Origin of the sequence: Peribacillus glennii (assembly GCF_003429105.1) — a bacterium.
In the GTDB taxonomy this organism is placed as follows: domain Bacteria; phylum Bacillota; class Bacilli; order Bacillales; family DSM-1321; genus Peribacillus; species Peribacillus glennii.
In genome coordinates, this window is sequence record NZ_QVTD01000003.1 from 172349 (window position 1) to 188641 (window position 16293).

The following is a 16293-nucleotide window of genomic DNA, read 5'->3' on the forward strand; positions in this document are numbered from 1 at the left end:
GACACCTACATTCCAAGATAAGCTTTCTTTAAGTGCGGGTTATTCAAGAGTTCATCTGCCTTACCGGAAAGTGCTAACCGCCCATTTTCTAGCACGCAAGCTTCATCAGATATTGCCAGTGATTGTTTAACATTTTGTTCTACCAGTAAAATCGTGATCCCGCTATTCTTAATATCTACCAATGCTTTCAGAAGCTTCTGTACTAAGATAGGCGCTAACCCAAGGGAGAGCTCGTCAATGATCAACAGCTTAGGGCTTGACATTAGCCCGCGGGCAATAGCACACATTTGCTGCTGGCCCCCACTCATTTCTCCTGCAAATTGATTCTTGCGCTCTTCGAGGATTGGAAACAGGTCAAATACCATTCGGAGATTTTTCTTAAAATCCTTTTTGGCCCGTTTGGAATAGGCCCCAAGCTCTAAATTTTCTTGAATGGACATATAGTTAAATAGTTTCCTTCCCTCAGGAACCTGTATGATTCCTTCCTCTACAATTTCATGCGGATCCATCTTATGTATTTCTTTGCCGAGAAATGTTATTTTACCGCCCGAGATCTTTTCGAGGCCTGAAATCGCATTGATGGTGCTTGATTTTCCGGCAGCATTCGCACCTAATAACGCTGCAATTTGTCCTTCTTTGATTTCCATCGATAGATTCCATAACGCTTGGATCTCGCCATAAAATAGGTTAATATTATCCAATTTAAGCATGGCTAACTTCCTCCCCAAAATAGGCTTTGATTACTTCTTCATTGTTTGCAATTTCCTTCGGGGTCCCTTCAGCAATTTTTTCACCATGGTGAATAACGACAATTCGATCACAAACGCTCATGATAACTTCCATAATGTGCTCAATGATAATAATGGTAATTCCGCTTTCCCTTAATCCCCTTATAATAGGAAGCATTTCTTTTACTTCACTAGGGTTTAACCCTGCCATTACCTCATCCAGCAATAGAAGTTTAGGTTGAGTTGCCAGCGCTTTCGCTACCTCCAATCTCTTTTTGTCCGCAATCGTCAGACTGTTCCCTATCTGGTCTTTCTTTTTGTCCAGGCCAACTTTCTTTAAGATTTCAAGGGCGTATTCGCGTGCTTCCTTTGTAGAGGATGCTTTATTGAAAGCACCTACCATAACATTCTCAAGTACGGTAATGCCTCCAAATGGTTTTACGACCTGATAGGTCCTGCCAATTCCCTTTTTACAAATAACAAATGGCTTCTGGCTTGTGATGTCCTCGCCATTAAAGGTTACCGTTCCCGAGGTAACAGGTAAGGAGCCGGAAATAAGGTTAAATAAAGTAGTTTTCCCGGCACCGTTTGGCCCGATAATTCCTAGTATTTCTTTAGAATTCACATCGAAGCTCACATTATTTACAGCCCGTAACCCCCCGAATTGCTTGGCTACTTCTTTGACTTGAATAATCAATCTTTTACCCTCCTTTAACTTGCAGTCTTTTTACGGGATCCGGAAACTTGCACTTTTTTACGGGACTTGAATTTTTTTGGAATACGCTTTAAGACTGGCATTAAGCCATTAGGCATGAATGATACGATTAACACGAGTACAATACCGTAAATAAAGTAGTTCATACCGCTCAATGCCGGGAATGAAGAACGTAAGATTTCGTTTAAAGGAACAATGATTGCGGCACCCAGCAACGGTCCATAAACTGTTCCCATTCCGCCGACAATTGCAATTAAAGCAATCTCAATCGAGAAGTTTAAGTTAAATACCGATTCCGGTTCGAAAAACAACATGAATTGTGCGTAAAGTACCCCTGCAACACCCGTAAGGCCCGCACTGATGACCATCGCAATCATTTTATACTTCGTTACATTGATGCCGAGCGTTTCAGCACTATCCTCATCTTCACGAATTGCCTTTAAGTAGTAGCCCACCCTCGTTCTGTCGACCCAGTACACAATCGCAAGGCTGATCAGAAATAATACTAAGGCAAAGTAATAATAAGAGCTGTATTCCCTAAAAATTAAATTGGAAAGTCCAGGTTCAAAACGAATATTGATTCCCATTGATCCTTTAGTCAGGTCTCTCCAATATAAACAAAGCAATCGTATTACTTCAGCAAAGGCAATTGTCGCAAGAGTGAAGTACGGTCCCTTCAACCTGAATGTCGGCCAGCCAATGAATATCCCCGCAGCAATAGAGATTGCCGCTGCGGCAATGAGCCCAATCCAGGGACTTGTACCATAATTAAGATATAAAAGGGAGGATGTATAAGCCCCGAGCCCAAAAAAGATCGTGTGTCCCAATGACAACTGTCCTCCATATCCGCCCAGGATATTCCATGCTCCTGCAATAGTGGCAAACAGGAGTAAGAGAATCAAGGTATTGAGATGAAACTTACTGTGTACAAACAATGGCAGCAACAGGGCGACAATTCCCAGCAACAATAAAAATTTGTTCTTCTTAATGATATGCATCACTTCAAGCCAACCTCCTCCGCTCCCTTACCGAGGCTAAATATGCCAGATGGACGGAATAATAAAACCAAGATGAAAATTGCGAAGTACACGGCTTCTTTAAGGCCTGTATCTAAAAGGACCCCGGAAAGTGCTTCAACAAGTCCGATAATCAAACCTCCGAAGAAAGCCCCGAACATACTGCCCATTCCACCTAATACAACGACAACGAAAGCGATAAGTACAAAAGTAGTACCTAATGTCGGATACACAGAATAGATTGGCATAAGCATTGCGCCAGCTAACCCAACTAGCGCTGATCCGATTCCAAAGGCTAACAGGTAAATCTTTTTAACATTGACTCCCATTAAATAGGCTGCCTGACGCTGCATGGCTACAGCGCGGATTGCCTTTCCTGTCATTGTTTTTTTGAGGAATAAGTATAATAATACGGCTACTGAAATGGCTACGATAAAGGCAATTAACCTTGGGATACTGATAGCTAGCTCTCCGATATTGATAACATCTGACTGATAGCTGGTACGGACAGAGAAATGGTCTGCACTTAAAGTCATGAGCGCAAGATTTTGCAAGGCAATGGAAAGGCCGAGCGTGGCAAATATTTTTGTAGAGGCTGGTGTATCCAATATCGGCTGTATCAAGAATCTTTGCGTGATTATACCCAGCAAGAATAGACAGGCAATAACTAAAATAGCGGAAACATATGGGTCGAGTCCCATCGTTGAATAGAACAAAAAGCTGATATACATAGCAATCATCAATAGTTCGCCATGTGCAAAGTTGATGATCCTGACAACTCCAAGAATTAAATTCAATCCCATACTAATTAAGGAATAAATTCCGCCAAGCAGCAGTCCTGATATGAGAGTTTGCAGTAATGTCATAACAACACCCCGGGTTTATATTTTCCAGGAAGGGATAGGTGCCGCCCTTCCCGGAATACATTCATCTATTTATTAGAAATCTGCGGTTCTTCCAATGATACTTTTTTCGGCCAAACTGTAATTAATTCGCCATTTATCCATTGATGGACATATGGTTCACTTTTTGTGTTTTGGCCATTTTCCGGATTAAATTCCACGCCCCAACCTGTTGAGGTTTTTCCAGCCTCGGCTTTATATTTCAGAGCAGCATCCTTCAATTTATCCGGATCCACTTCACCGACTTCGGCAAGAACATCAAGGACGACTTTCATACCCATGTAATTGGATAAAGAGTGGCCAGAACGTGGATCCTTGCTGTATTTGTCTTTATACATCTTTAAAAATTCATCCATCCCTGGAGTAAATTCACGATTGATACTGTATTGCGGGAAATCTACATCGAAAATTCCATCTGCCTTATCACCGACGGCTTCTTGAAAATCAGCCATGGTGTGACCGCCGCCAGAACCTAAGAATACAGGAACTTTAAAGCCTAGTTCTGCGCTCTGTCTTGTTAAAAGTATTGCATCGTTCATATAAGAAACAGCAATCAAGACATCTGGAGCAGCTTTCTTAAGATTTAATACAACTGAGCTTAAATCATTTGTTCCGGCGCTGTAACCCTGTACGGACACTACATTAATCCCTTCTTTTTCAGCAAGTTTTTTTGCTTCTTCAGCGATTGTGGTACCGTAAGAGGAATCTTCATGAGTGATCGCTACTTTAATATCTTTCACGTTTTTTCCAAGCTTTTCTGCAACAACATCATTAATAAAATCTACATGAACCTTTGAGAAGTAAGAGGCAGGAGGATTTGTACGTAAAACATATTTATATTTACGATCTGTAATCGAATCAGAAACCGCACCAAGCTCCCAGTATAATACTGAATTTCTTTCTGCAACTTCACTCGCAGCAAATGAGATGGAGCTGGAGAAAGAACCTACGATTGCCTTGATATTTTCCTGATTCACCAATCGGTTTGCTTCAGCTTGGGCAGCATCTGCGTCAGTTGCATCCCCTTTTACCAGCTTGACCTTCTTTCCATCAATTCCGCCGTTTTTATTGATTTCTTCAACAGCCAGTTCTGCACCGCGAAAACTTTCCTCACCAAGAAGCGCAAGATCACCTGATAACGGGAACAAGGCACCTATTTCCAGAGTATCAGAATCTCCACCGCCAGCCTCTTTCCCTCCACATGCAGTCAGCACAATCAGCATTGCAGCCATTAGAAACATTAAGAATTTTTTCATATTAACCCCCACTTTCTTTATTAAGAAACCAGCCATCCGCCATCAACATAGATGGTTTGGCCTGTAATATAATTAGAGGCATCAGATGCCAGAAACACCGCCGTACCCTGTAAGTCTTCTACATTTCCTGTACGTTTAAGAGGGATTCGGGAAGTCATCCATTCCACCCTTTTTAGATCTTCGAATAAAACCTTGGTCATTTCCGTTTTAAAATATCCTGGACCGATCGCATTCGTCAGGATTCCATCATCTGCAAACTCAACGGCCATTGCTTTTGTTATTTGTGAAACCCCGCCTTTACTTGCACCATAAACAGCCATATTATTAAAGCCTAATTCACTGGTTAATGAAGCAATATTGATGATTTTTCCATATTTTTGTTTTTTCATTTGCGGTATCACTGCCTGCGACACGAATAACACACTTTTCAGGTTGATATCCATAACGAAATCCCAGTCTTCCTCACTCAATTCCAGGAAAGGGATCCTTTTGTTCGTTCCTGCCCCATTGACCAAAATGTCAATTTTCCCTTCTTTTTCAACAACCTCTTCAACGAAAGGCGTTATTTCTTCTTTATTTCGAACATCCACGGAAGAGTAATAAGCCTTTCTTGAAAAACCGGATATCTCGTCAGCCACCTGTTGCAGTTCGGCTTCTGTCCGGCTGGTTACTGCGACATTAGCTCCTGCTTCTGCAAGCGCCAATGCAATCGATTTTCCAATTCCTCTGCCGCCTCCAGTTACAAGCGCTGTCTTGCCGGATAAATCAAATAGTCCCAACTTTTACACCACCTATGGATTTTTTATAAAGATTAATAACATCGTCATATGTTGTTTTTCTTGGATTTACAGCAATATTTCCACTTAATAATGCATCCTTTGCCATTCTGTCTAATTGACTTTCATCTACGTTATAGTGGGAAAAATCACTTGGTATATTGATATCTTTGGATAATTTCTTAACCGCATTAACAGCTGCATGTGCACGTTCCATTAAGGTCATGCCCGCCAGGTTTTCACCCATGTCTTCTGCTATATCGCTAAAAAGTTCTGGAACGGCAAGAGCGTTGAATTCCATTACGTGCGGAATGAGAATGGAATTTGCAACTCCGTGAGGAACGCCATAAATGGCACTCACCGGATGGCTTAGAGCATGACAGTTTCCTAATCTAGTGTTATTGAAGGCAAGGCCAGCTAACAAACTCCCCATTAGCATATTGTCCCTGGCCGTTATGTTGTCACCGTTGTATACAGCCTGGCGGAGGTTGCCGCTAATTTTTCGAATGGCTTCCCTTGCGAGCGCCTTCGAAATTGGGGTAGCCATTTTTGAAGTATAAGATTCTAAGGCATGAACCAGTGCGTCCAGTCCTGTTGCAGCTGTAATATGCGACGGCAATGATTTTGTTACCATAGGATCCACCAATGCCCATTTAGGCGCCAGCCGGATTCCTCCTACCGTAAACTTATACTGCCGTTCCTCATCGGTAATAACTGTGAAAGTGGTCACCTCACTGGCTGTTCCTGCAGTTGTTGGAATAGCTATTAAAGGCAGTAAGTCATTTGAACAAGTGTCAATTCCCTCATACCCGACAATGGAACCTTCATTAGTAGAAAGTAAACAAACCGCTTTCGCAACATCAATGGAACTGCCGCCACCCATGGCCACAACAGCTTCAGCGTTGATTTCTGTTAATAACTCCAATGCCGCTTCACAATTTTCTACAGTTGGATTTGGTTTGGTTCCATCGAAAATTGCATAGTTAATATTGTCAAATTGTCTTGTTAGCTGATCAATTAAACCGGTTTTAACGATGCCTGAATCAGTGATAATCAATACGTTCTTGTAACCTTGCTGATCGATTATATTCCTTAGCTGATTTGCTGCCCCTAGCCCATAAGTAATCTGGGTAGGGTTTTTGAAAAAACCCAATTCGTTCATTTAAATCCTCCTATCTACATTTACTTGGTTTACTTCTAGTAATCTTAAATTCCTGGACATCCAGCAATGTACAAAAGCTAATGATAAGGATGGCGATGGTGAATCCGCTTTCATTTTGGTCTGAAATTATGTGGATGTTACAAAAGTAAACAATAGCCGTTCTTTAACCGTGTTCGAGAAAATCTCTCGATTGGTATGTATGTTGTAGTTTTGCATTGTCAATTGTACAGGAACCGGTCTTTGCAGTACTTTGTCAAAAAAACATCCTCCCTTTTATGTCCCCCTTTAGCTTTTATTGTCTAATAACCAGGAATGTCAAAGTTAAATAGTATATTTGCAAGAAGCGTGCCAACTTAAGAAATATTAAAATATTTTATATTTTCAGCGTTTTAATGGATTTTGTATATGAAGAATCTCTATTACAGATTTTCGGTGTGTATAAAAAAAACACACTTTTTTCAAAAAGTGTGTTTTTTTTACCTATTTTCCAAACAGCTATTCAGCGTATACAGCCGCCACCAACATCAATGACTGTTCCAGTAACGTAATCGGATAAATCGGTTGTCAAAAATTCTATAACACCCGCACAATCTTCAGGGGTACCGATACGTTTGAGTGCTATAGTTTTCGTTATATTTTCGATTCCCATTTTCTCGAATTCTTCTTTCAACCTTCCAGTTCCAATATATCCAGGAGCTATACAATTAACATTTATTCCATAAGAGCCAAGTTCCTGTGCCAGGTATTTTGTATACATGATAATTCCTGCCTTTGCAGAACCATAATGGGCATATGATCCATCAGGGGTAGATTGGATTCCTGCTTGAGAAGAAACGGTTACGATTTTTCCATAACGGCTTTTCTTCATCATAGGTATTACTGCTGTCACTGTATGGACAGTCCCATACAAATTACGTTCTATTACCTGTTGAAAGATTTCCGGATTCATGGAAGAAGCATAGCCGTCTGATAATCCGCCAACCCCCCCTCCGGCATTGGCAATAAGAATATTGATATTACCAATTTCTGACGTTATTTTTTTTATTGCTCCATTTACTTGACCGACATCTGTTACATCAGCTTCAACACCATAGGCAGGGACATTTTTGTTTTTCAGTTCTTCGATAATGTTTCGTGCTTTCATGTTTTCGGTTTCAGCTGCAAAATGTTTATATGAATCTAAATCAATGTCAATAATCCCGACATTGGCACCTAACTCTGCAAGACGCAGAGCATATGCCCTGCCTATCCCCCGTGCTCCCCCGGTTATTAAAGCTGTTTTTCCGGATAAGGCTCCCATTGCAATTCATCCCCCTGTATCTCTTTTTCAGGTTCCTTAATGCTTTCACTCAAACTATGGTATAAATCAATGAATACTTGATTCTTTACATATATTTGACTGGAGCTTTATGTACACTGCCGTATGCATCACGGAAACCTAATACAGGAGTTTCCCAAAGTTTAGTATCAACATGGATGACCGAGGAAATTGCAGACTTTTTCGCTTCGTATAGTGCTTCAGCCAGGTCCTTGCCATTTTTTGCACGAAATCCATTGAGACCAAATCCTTCTGATATCTTGGCAAATTCAATTGCTGGAAGATGGAAGTATTCTTTCTGATAGTTGAGTTTATTCAACCATTCCATCCAACCCCAGTTACGGTTATCGAGAACGATGATGATCACTTTTAAACCATATGACTGCAGTGTTGCCATCTCCCCAATTGTATAGCCGAATCCTCCATCTCCCGCCAGCAGGTATACTTCCCCGTTATTCCCTATAGCTGCAGTAGCACCAATTGCCGCTGGTAGTCCGAAGCCTAATCCAGCCAGCCCTCTTGGAGTGATTAGTTTCCTTCCGGCTTTCTTATGTTTGAAATACACACCTCCCCAACCACTTGAGAAGCTTGCATCACATACAAGAACATCTTCAGGATTCGCGGCTTGATTTATCGCTTCCATAACGTGTTGTGGCTTTAAACTGTCTTCCTGATTTGAAATCTCATCTGCAACAAAATCTTTCCAATCTTTTTTGGCTTTGCTGATCCATTCCAAACGATCAGGATATTGAGGACGGACTATCTTTTCTTTTGCCAGAAAAAGCATCTCGTTTATTGTCTGTTTGACGTCACCTACCAAGCCCGCTTGCGTCGGAAATACACGGCCAATCTCGGCTTCATCAATATCTAAATATATTACAATCTGTTTCGCAGAAGGAATCGTCCAGGTAAAGGTAGAATTTTGCCCGGATTTATATCCGATTAAGAATACGACGTCAGCTTCCTCTGCTAAACGTTTAGAGGAAAGTGTCCCGATTCCGCCTGCAAGTCCAATCGAAAGCATATGATCATCAGCCATTACCCCTCTGCCGGTAAATGTTTGAAGTACAGGGATTGTTAAATATTCAGCGAAAGCTGATATTTCCTCCCCTGCTCCGGAAAGCATGGCACCGCCTCCAACCATCATGACCGGTTTTTTTGCCCCAAATAGAATTGACAATGCTTTTTCCATCTGTCCCCTGTCAGCACTGGGACGGTAGCGGGGATACATACCTAAATCGTCGGGGATTGTAGGCACAGGGCCATGGCATTCCTGTTTAAAAATATCTTCATGGATAGACAAAACCGTAGGACCCGGCCTCCCGGAAACCGATTTTAGGAACGCATTCCTAACCATATCTGGTAAAGATTTAGCACTGGTCACCCTTGCTGCCCACTTTGTAAACGGCTTTACCATTTCAAGTTGGTCTAACCCTTGGGATGCATTACCTCGGTCCCTAAGATGTTCCCATTCTAAAGGTATATCGCTGATCAAAGCGAAAATTGGCGTGGAAGAGTTATAGGCTTCACCCAGCCCAGACGTGAATTCAGCTGCCCCTGGTCCGACTGTTGCATCGCAAACACCCACTTTGTTGGTCATCCTGGCATACGCAACAGCAGCATAGGCCGCACTTTTCTCGGCCCGGAGCGAATAATGCTTTATTGTCCCTTCGCTATTTTTAATAGCATCATAAAATGGAAGTGTTTGTCCGCCGGGCAAGCCAAAAACGGTATCAACTTTCATTTGTTTTAAAAGACCAACGAGATTATCTCCTACATGCATAACGATCCCTCCTAACAGTTTTTTTGTAATGCTATGATAATTTCTTGCAATATTCATGCCATAAATTGGTGATGTATCACGAGGATAGTGAATGTGTATGGATTAGTTAACTTTTATATCAAACACTTTAATGATTTATGTTTTTTAATAACTATCGTAGGAAAATCAACTGGAAGGCAAACAAAGTGATAATATTATTTAACTGAGGGAAAAAACACTCATTTAGGCATTGTAAACACAAACAAGTGGGGTTAGCGCAAGATTATCGAGGAGATTATAGAGAATTTTAATAGTTACTTTCAAAAACTCTTATCATAACAAACTATCCTCATGAAGCGACTGCCATGAGTCTGCAAGGCCTTAAGTTATTTGTAAACTCAATGGATTGTAAAATTTGGCCCCATTCCCTGGATGGTATGTCCGGTGTGCAGTTGTAATGGTCCTCATTTTGTACTTCATTCTGGATTCTTTGGCAGTAGTGAATCTTTTTATCTCCCATTGCAGATGATCCTATCCAATACCTTCCAATGGGAGAGGAGTTAAATATCAATGTAACTGCGGCAATATGGAATAGCTCCACATAAAGCCTATTTACAAAATGAAGCTTATCAAAAACATATAAGAATAGAAGGATTAAATATTTTTGTTATAACCTCCTATACTTGTGAAGATAATAGTTCATTGAGATGATTATTTATTTGATGCATATAATTTCTCCCTTCTGCTCCAAATAAAGCATAGTGCCCACAGATACTTCGAATTACCCTTAGTTCACTATTGGGTATCATTTTTTGTTCTTCTTCGCAATCCTTAGGTGGAAAGAACATGTCTTCATCGATTGGCATTACATAGACTTTTGCCTTTACCCGCTCAAATGCCGCTTTTAGATTCCCGTTCGTGTTTCTGCTCACATCACTATGTTGCCATTTCCATCCCATACACAAGAGTGCATTTGGGTCTCTTACCTTATAAATCGCTTGAAGAAAGTCTGATATAAATTGTTCTAAAGAGTCTACACCGAATAGACGCCAAGCTTCCTGTTTGTAAAATTCGGTACTGCATCCCATTAGCCCCCATATCTTCGCATGTCTATTTAGTCCATTTACGACTTCGGCGGAAGATCGATAATTCCCGTTATTCCAGTTTGGATCAGAGGTTATCGCTTCCATTAGCGTATCTGTATAAAGACAGTTATGGGGGGTGTTTTTTGCGGTACCTGCAATCGGTGCAGCCCGTTTGACCATATCTGGAAAACGGACAGCCCATTCATACGTTTGCTGCGCTCCCATTGAAGCTCCTGCAACGAGAGCTAGTTCTTCGATAGCAAATTTTTCCGTAAGCAACTTATGCTGGGCACGAACATCATCAGCAATTCGAACCTTTGGAAAATTACCCATATTCATGGGAGCCGGCGTGTTATGAGGAGAACTTGAAAGTCCATTACCTATTTGATTTATAATAATAATAAAATATTTATCTGGATTGAGTGCATTTTCACTTCCAATATAGGTCTCCATGATTTTGTTCGTTCCGCCATACCATGTAAGAATGAGGATTGCATTATCTTTTGTTTCATTAAGTTCCCCAAAGGTAACGTAAGCAAGCTTACAATCAGGGATGATGCCGCCATCTTCTAATTTAAAATCTCCTAAATTATAAATTTCATATGGTCCATGATTCTTTTGAGTGTAATAAGGGTTTTCTATCAAAGAAAGGTCACCTCCTAATTGAATCCTGCAAAAAAACATGTTTCTAATGTTTCCTGCATCGATTTTCGGGATAACATAGTATTTTCATAAAAAGCATTTAATTTTTTTGTTGCATTTCCATGTCGGATGTTGATTTTTCCATTCATGCTCTTATTAAGCCATTTCGGGAGGAAATGATAGATTTTTTTCCCTCGTTCCAAATTATTGATGAACTCCTTTTGGAAAAACCATGAATCAAGCATATTAAAAACACAATGATTAATTCCAACTCGTTCCTTGCAATGTTGAATGAATGATAAATGAGATAAATGGATAATTCTCACTTCTATTTTCAGTACCTTGAAGTACTTTTTATAAAAGTGGTTAAAAACTAGATATATCAATTGTGATAAACCAGTCTTTTAAAAAAACGGAACGGATATGCCATTTATAATGGTGCACAAATTAATTCGGCCATCCGGCAGGAACCATTCCAACATTACGCCGGAAATATAACAAAGGCTCTTTTTCTTGTTTATCAATGCTGATTATTTCGCCGATGAAGATTATATGGTCACCTGCGTCAATTGTTTGTTTGGTCTCACATTCTAATACACCTAAACTTCCCGAGATTACAGGTAAATGATTGCCTGAGAATGACCAAGCAGCCTTGGAAAAACGGTCTGCATCCTTACCGGCAAATGCCCAGCATAATTCTGCCTGATCTGCGGAAAGTATATGCACAGCAAAGCCTTGGGATTGTTGGAAAGCCTTAACATTATTCGATTTACGATCGATACACCATAAAACCAATAAGGGATCCAGGGAGACTGATGTAAATGAATTGACTGTAAGACCGCATGGCTTTCCATCTTCGTCTGTGGTGGTCAGGATTGTAACTCCAGTCGGATAACTGCCCATAATTTGCTTAAATACAGATACTGTTTCATTATTCATATTGTCCTGCCTCCCTATAAGGTTAATCGATTCTCACATTGGCATAGTGTCTGGGAAATCTTAGCAGTTTTTATTTTTTAAGAGATTTATATTTTTATAGGAAAATGAAATGGCATGTAAATGATGGAAAACATCCATTCATTTTTCATAAACACCTCAATAATCGTCTTTATTTGGTATATTGAGGTGTTTTTTAATCAATTCTATATTCAAACTAAACTATACCTTTACATAAAGAATGTGATTAGAAATTAAAGGGTTTATGATGGTGATTTATCAAAAATAAGTTATATTATTACTTTTGATATCTTCTGTTCCACTCTTGGCAGTACTTCCTCCTTTAATAAACGCATTGATTTTTTCCACGCTTCAGGTTCTTCGCTATAATCGTAGCTAACTACAAGCAAAGTCCCAAAACCGCCAACGGCTTCATACAGATTTGCAAATTTGGTTGCGACCGTTTCAGGTGAACCGATCAACCAGTTATGTTTTGCCACATATTCTGGTGTAATGTCATTTTCGTCTACAGAACTATTATGTTTAAAAACTGAAACTCCTCCGAGCAGCCTAAACAGAGGTAAGTAATATTCACGGTAATGTCTACCCATCATGGAATGCAACGAGCCTTCAAGTGCTTCCTCATCGGTATCTGCCACAAACACATCACGTGTAATTCTCCAATCGCTGCGCTGCGGGTTTTTTCCGCTTCTTTTTGCCCCTTCCTCAACATCCTTCCAGTGACTGGCAATATACTCGATGTTATTTCCTAGGCTCATAGGAATGAATCCCTTTTCCCCGGCCATTTTTAATGTTTCCGAACCAGGGCTAAGTCCGGTTACGCCAATTGGTGGATGGGGTTGTTGGAAAGGTTTCATATGCGGTTTTAAGATGTCATTCCCTTTTACTTTATTTGCGTTCCAATACTTTCCTTTGTATTCAAATGGTTCCTCTTCTTTCCAGAGTTTCAAAATAATTTCTAATGCTTCACCCATCATCTTTCTGTTTTCTCCAAATTCAACCCCAAAAGTCTCTAAATCCGTTGGTATTGCTCCTGCACCTACTCCCAAAATTAATCGTCCCTGGGCAAGGTGATCAAGATAAGCAACCCGATGGGCCAATTCTACTGGATGATGATAAGGCAACAGGTGGGCGCCAGGTGCAAGTTTGATTTGTTTGGTTGATTTTAGAGCTTGAGCGATCATTAAGTCCGGGGCTGGGATCGGCTCCCAAGTTGAAGTGTAATGCTCTCCAATCCAGGCCTCCTTGTATCCTAATTGATCTGCCAAACGGATTACCTCTAAATCCCATTCCGTAGCATCATAAGGATTTCTTTCCGGTGGATGGGATGGCTGTAAAAACATTCCTAACTTCACTTGAATCATCTCCTTAGCATCATTTTGTAACTCAACAAATTAATATGCAGGATTTGTGCCAATTCAAATATGACTGAAAGCTATTTTTATGTTGATATATTTCTTCTTTGATTTTTATATAAGAGAGATATTATGAATTATCTTCAACTACATTGTTACAACAACCATTTATATCAAATACCAAACAACTGTCTTCTCGAGATTTTAGTTAAATCAATTGGATAAAAAAACAATATTTAGTAAAGTAATATCTGATATGTTTTTGAAAGTAACTTAGAAAGGTAATGTTGTATTAGAAAACGTGTGAACTCATGAGGAAAAGTGAGAATTTATGAGAAAACAAGAGGAATGATGGTCAAATTTGATAAAAAGCAGCCTTAATCTCTTAATTTTGTAAAAAGAGAAACAAGAATGTGGTTCTTGTTTTATGGACTATTTTTATAATACGAATATTATCCCTGGAATCTAGAAATTGAGACTGCAGGGAAACAGTATCCACTTTTAGTTTCATCCATTGCAAAGTGCAAAAAAGGGGTTGATACTTAGTGGACTGAACCCACAGAAACTTCTTCATTATGATCTAATTTGCACTGTGGGATCTGGCAACTTTGCTTATGAATCAGCCTCTTGCTATTTTATATTTGTTTAATTTGCGGTAAAAAGTACTTACTGGCATCTCTATTAATCCCGCTGCTTTTGTTACATTACCTTCTGCTTGTTCCAATGCGATAATCATCTTTTCTTTTTCATTATTTTTATAGTGGTTTAATGAAATAGAATTAGTACGCATATTTCCTTGGGAAAAATAAGGTGTAAAGTGATGTGATTGTGGTTCTCCATCTTCCGCTAATACTTTCATTTTTTCAAGAACATTGAAAAGCTCGCGTATATTACCGGGCCAATGATAATTGACAAAGCAATCCAATAAATGAGCTGGAAATGTAACATTCCAATTTTTTGTTGTGAGAAAATAGTCGACCAGAGATGGTATGTCTTCTTTTCTCTCTCTTAGTGCAGGAAGATCAATGTTAAACACATTTAAGCGATAAAATAGATCTTTTCTAAATTTCCCCTCTTCCACAAGCCTTTCCAATCTTTTATTTGTTGCTGTAACAATTCGGACATCAACAAATCTTGCTTCGCTTCCCCCGACCGGGACTACTTCCCTTTCCTGTAAAACACGCAATAGGGCCACCTGCATCGATAAAGGCATATCACCTATTTCATCAAGGAAAAGTGTTCCGCCATTTGCCTGTTCAAACTTTCCTTTATGACCATTTTTTCTAGCTCCAGTAAAAGCTCCTTCCTCGTATCCAAATAACTCACTTTCCAGAAGATGTTCAGGAAAACTGCCACAGTTAACCACAATGAAAGGTTTGTTTTTTCTATTACTATTTAAATGAATCGTTTTGGCAGCATTTTCTTTCCCTGTCCCGCTCTCACCATGAATATATACAGTAATGTCGGCTTTTGCAGCTTTTTTTAAATTATTAATGACCTTCTTGAACTTCTCACTTTTTCCTTCTTTGCCAACAAATTCGAAAGCGCTTTCATTATTTACTTGCAACTTCCCCTTATTTTCATGTTTCTTTGCCACAAGTATTTCATATCCGTACAATTTGCCATTCATTAAAATAGGGACTCTTTTCATTTCCTTTAGGCCAATCTCCTCCAGTTTAGATATTTGTGTTTTATACTCTTTAATTTCATCCTTAATCATGTCCAAAACAGATGAATTGGCTGTTATAAAGTAATCATCCCTGTCGCAGATTACGACGGAATGCTGCGGATTTTTTTCACTTTTGTTATAAAACAGTTTTAGAAGTTCCAGGATTTCATTCTCTTGATGCAATTTCCATTGCAGTTCAATTGCATAGGCTGTTGAAACGGCAATACTCAACATCTTTAAATCAAGCTGTCTTCTTGTAGTGGAGATAGCTAAAACTCCAACTAATTTACCCTGGTTATTTTTTATCGGGGCAGCAGAGCATGTCCAGTTATGAAAAGCTTTAGAAAAATGCTCAACACCAGTAACATGAATGGGTTCTTTTATTTCAAGTGCAGTAGCAATTGCACTTGTACCCAGCTCTTTTTCATTCCATTTCACCCCATTAATAATATTGTAATCCATTGCAAATTGGATGGTTTTTTCTTCGCCATGACCATTTAATACGTATCCTTCCGAATCTGCCAAAATTAAGATTGCCCCTGTTCCTTTTAAAAAACCGTCCAAGGAACGGATATAAGGACCAGCCAACTGTAATAATCGATTATTTTCTTCTCTTTTTTTCATAAGATCTTCATTGCTCAAAATATTAGCAACTTTTTCAAGATAAGGGTTAACATTATTCTTTTTGGACCGATACCAAGACTCCAAAATTCTGTTAGAGAGCCTGGAGGTATCCACAACTCCTTCCTCTACAAAACGCCGCCATATACTTTTTGTTATGATCATATCATCCAATTTTGTCTTCATCTCCTTTAAACCCGTCTTCTAACGTTACTGCAACAATGAAGTCTACTTAATTTACATTAGTTAATGGTATGATCTTTCTAAATATTCAATCATATATTAATTGATTTTGATACGTTTATCAATTACTTACTAATTGCCCTTTT

At 39.5% G+C, this 16293-nt stretch carries 13 protein-coding genes; all 13 read right to left on the reverse strand.

Annotated elements, in window-relative coordinates:
- Positions 1–5 precede the first annotated feature (5 nt).
- Entirely contained in the window at positions 6–710 is a 705-nt protein-coding gene (locus D0466_RS02535; protein ID WP_117320996.1) for an ABC transporter ATP-binding protein, read from the reverse strand.
- Positions 703–1425 carry an ABC transporter ATP-binding protein gene (locus D0466_RS02540; protein WP_117320997.1) on the reverse strand — a complete coding sequence of 241 codons (723 nt, stop codon included), beginning with the start codon at positions 1423–1425 and terminating at the stop codon, positions 703–705. Before D0466_RS02540 ends, D0466_RS02535 begins: the two co-directional genes overlap by 8 nt.
- Positions 1426–1439: 14 nt before the next feature.
- The gene (locus tag D0466_RS02545) at positions 1440–2441 is read right to left on the reverse strand and encodes a branched-chain amino acid ABC transporter permease (RefSeq protein WP_117320998.1); all 1002 of its coding nucleotides are present in this window, start codon (positions 2439–2441) and stop codon (positions 1440–1442) included.
- A complete protein-coding gene (locus D0466_RS02550) occupies positions 2441–3325 on the reverse strand; it encodes a branched-chain amino acid ABC transporter permease (protein ID WP_117320999.1) in 885 nt (294 codons plus the stop codon). The genes D0466_RS02545 and D0466_RS02550 overlap by 1 nt, the downstream gene beginning before the upstream one ends.
- Positions 3326–3390: 65 nt before the next feature.
- Positions 3391–4617 (reverse strand): ABC transporter substrate-binding protein, encoded by a 1227-nt coding sequence (locus D0466_RS02555; protein ID WP_158555788.1) that lies wholly within the window; start codon positions 4615–4617, stop codon positions 3391–3393.
- A gap of 20 nt (positions 4618–4637) precedes the next feature.
- Positions 4638–5396, reverse strand: a complete 759-nt coding sequence (locus D0466_RS02560) for an SDR family NAD(P)-dependent oxidoreductase (RefSeq protein WP_117321001.1) — start codon at positions 5394–5396, stop codon at positions 4638–4640.
- Positions 5383–6555, reverse strand: a complete 1173-nt coding sequence (locus tag D0466_RS02565) for an iron-containing alcohol dehydrogenase (RefSeq protein ID WP_117321002.1) — start codon at positions 6553–6555, stop codon at positions 5383–5385. The genes D0466_RS02560 and D0466_RS02565 overlap by 14 nt, the downstream gene beginning before the upstream one ends.
- Positions 6556–7054: 499 nt before the next feature.
- A complete protein-coding gene (locus tag D0466_RS02570) occupies positions 7055–7855 on the reverse strand; it encodes an SDR family NAD(P)-dependent oxidoreductase (protein ID WP_117321003.1) in 801 nt (266 codons plus the stop codon).
- Between the two features lie 85 nt (positions 7856–7940).
- Complete coding sequence (locus D0466_RS02575) at positions 7941–9656, reverse strand: thiamine pyrophosphate-binding protein (protein ID WP_158555789.1); 1716 nt, start codon at positions 9654–9656, stop codon at positions 7941–7943.
- A 656-nt stretch (positions 9657–10312) separates the two neighbouring features.
- Positions 10313–11365 (reverse strand): alpha/beta fold hydrolase, encoded by a 1053-nt coding sequence (locus D0466_RS02580; protein ID WP_117321005.1) that lies wholly within the window; start codon positions 11363–11365, stop codon positions 10313–10315.
- A gap of 444 nt (positions 11366–11809) precedes the next feature.
- Positions 11810–12301: a flavin reductase family protein gene (locus D0466_RS02590; protein WP_117321007.1), complete on the reverse strand. Its 492-nt coding sequence runs from the start codon at positions 12299–12301 to the stop codon at positions 11810–11812.
- A 287-nt stretch (positions 12302–12588) separates the two neighbouring features.
- Entirely contained in the window at positions 12589–13683 is a 1095-nt protein-coding gene (locus D0466_RS02595; protein ID WP_199484488.1) for an LLM class flavin-dependent oxidoreductase, read from the reverse strand.
- Between the two features lie 610 nt (positions 13684–14293).
- Entirely contained in the window at positions 14294–16129 is a 1836-nt protein-coding gene (locus D0466_RS02600; RefSeq protein ID WP_233522575.1) for a sigma-54-dependent Fis family transcriptional regulator, read from the reverse strand.
- Between the last annotated feature and the right edge of the window lie 164 nt (positions 16130–16293).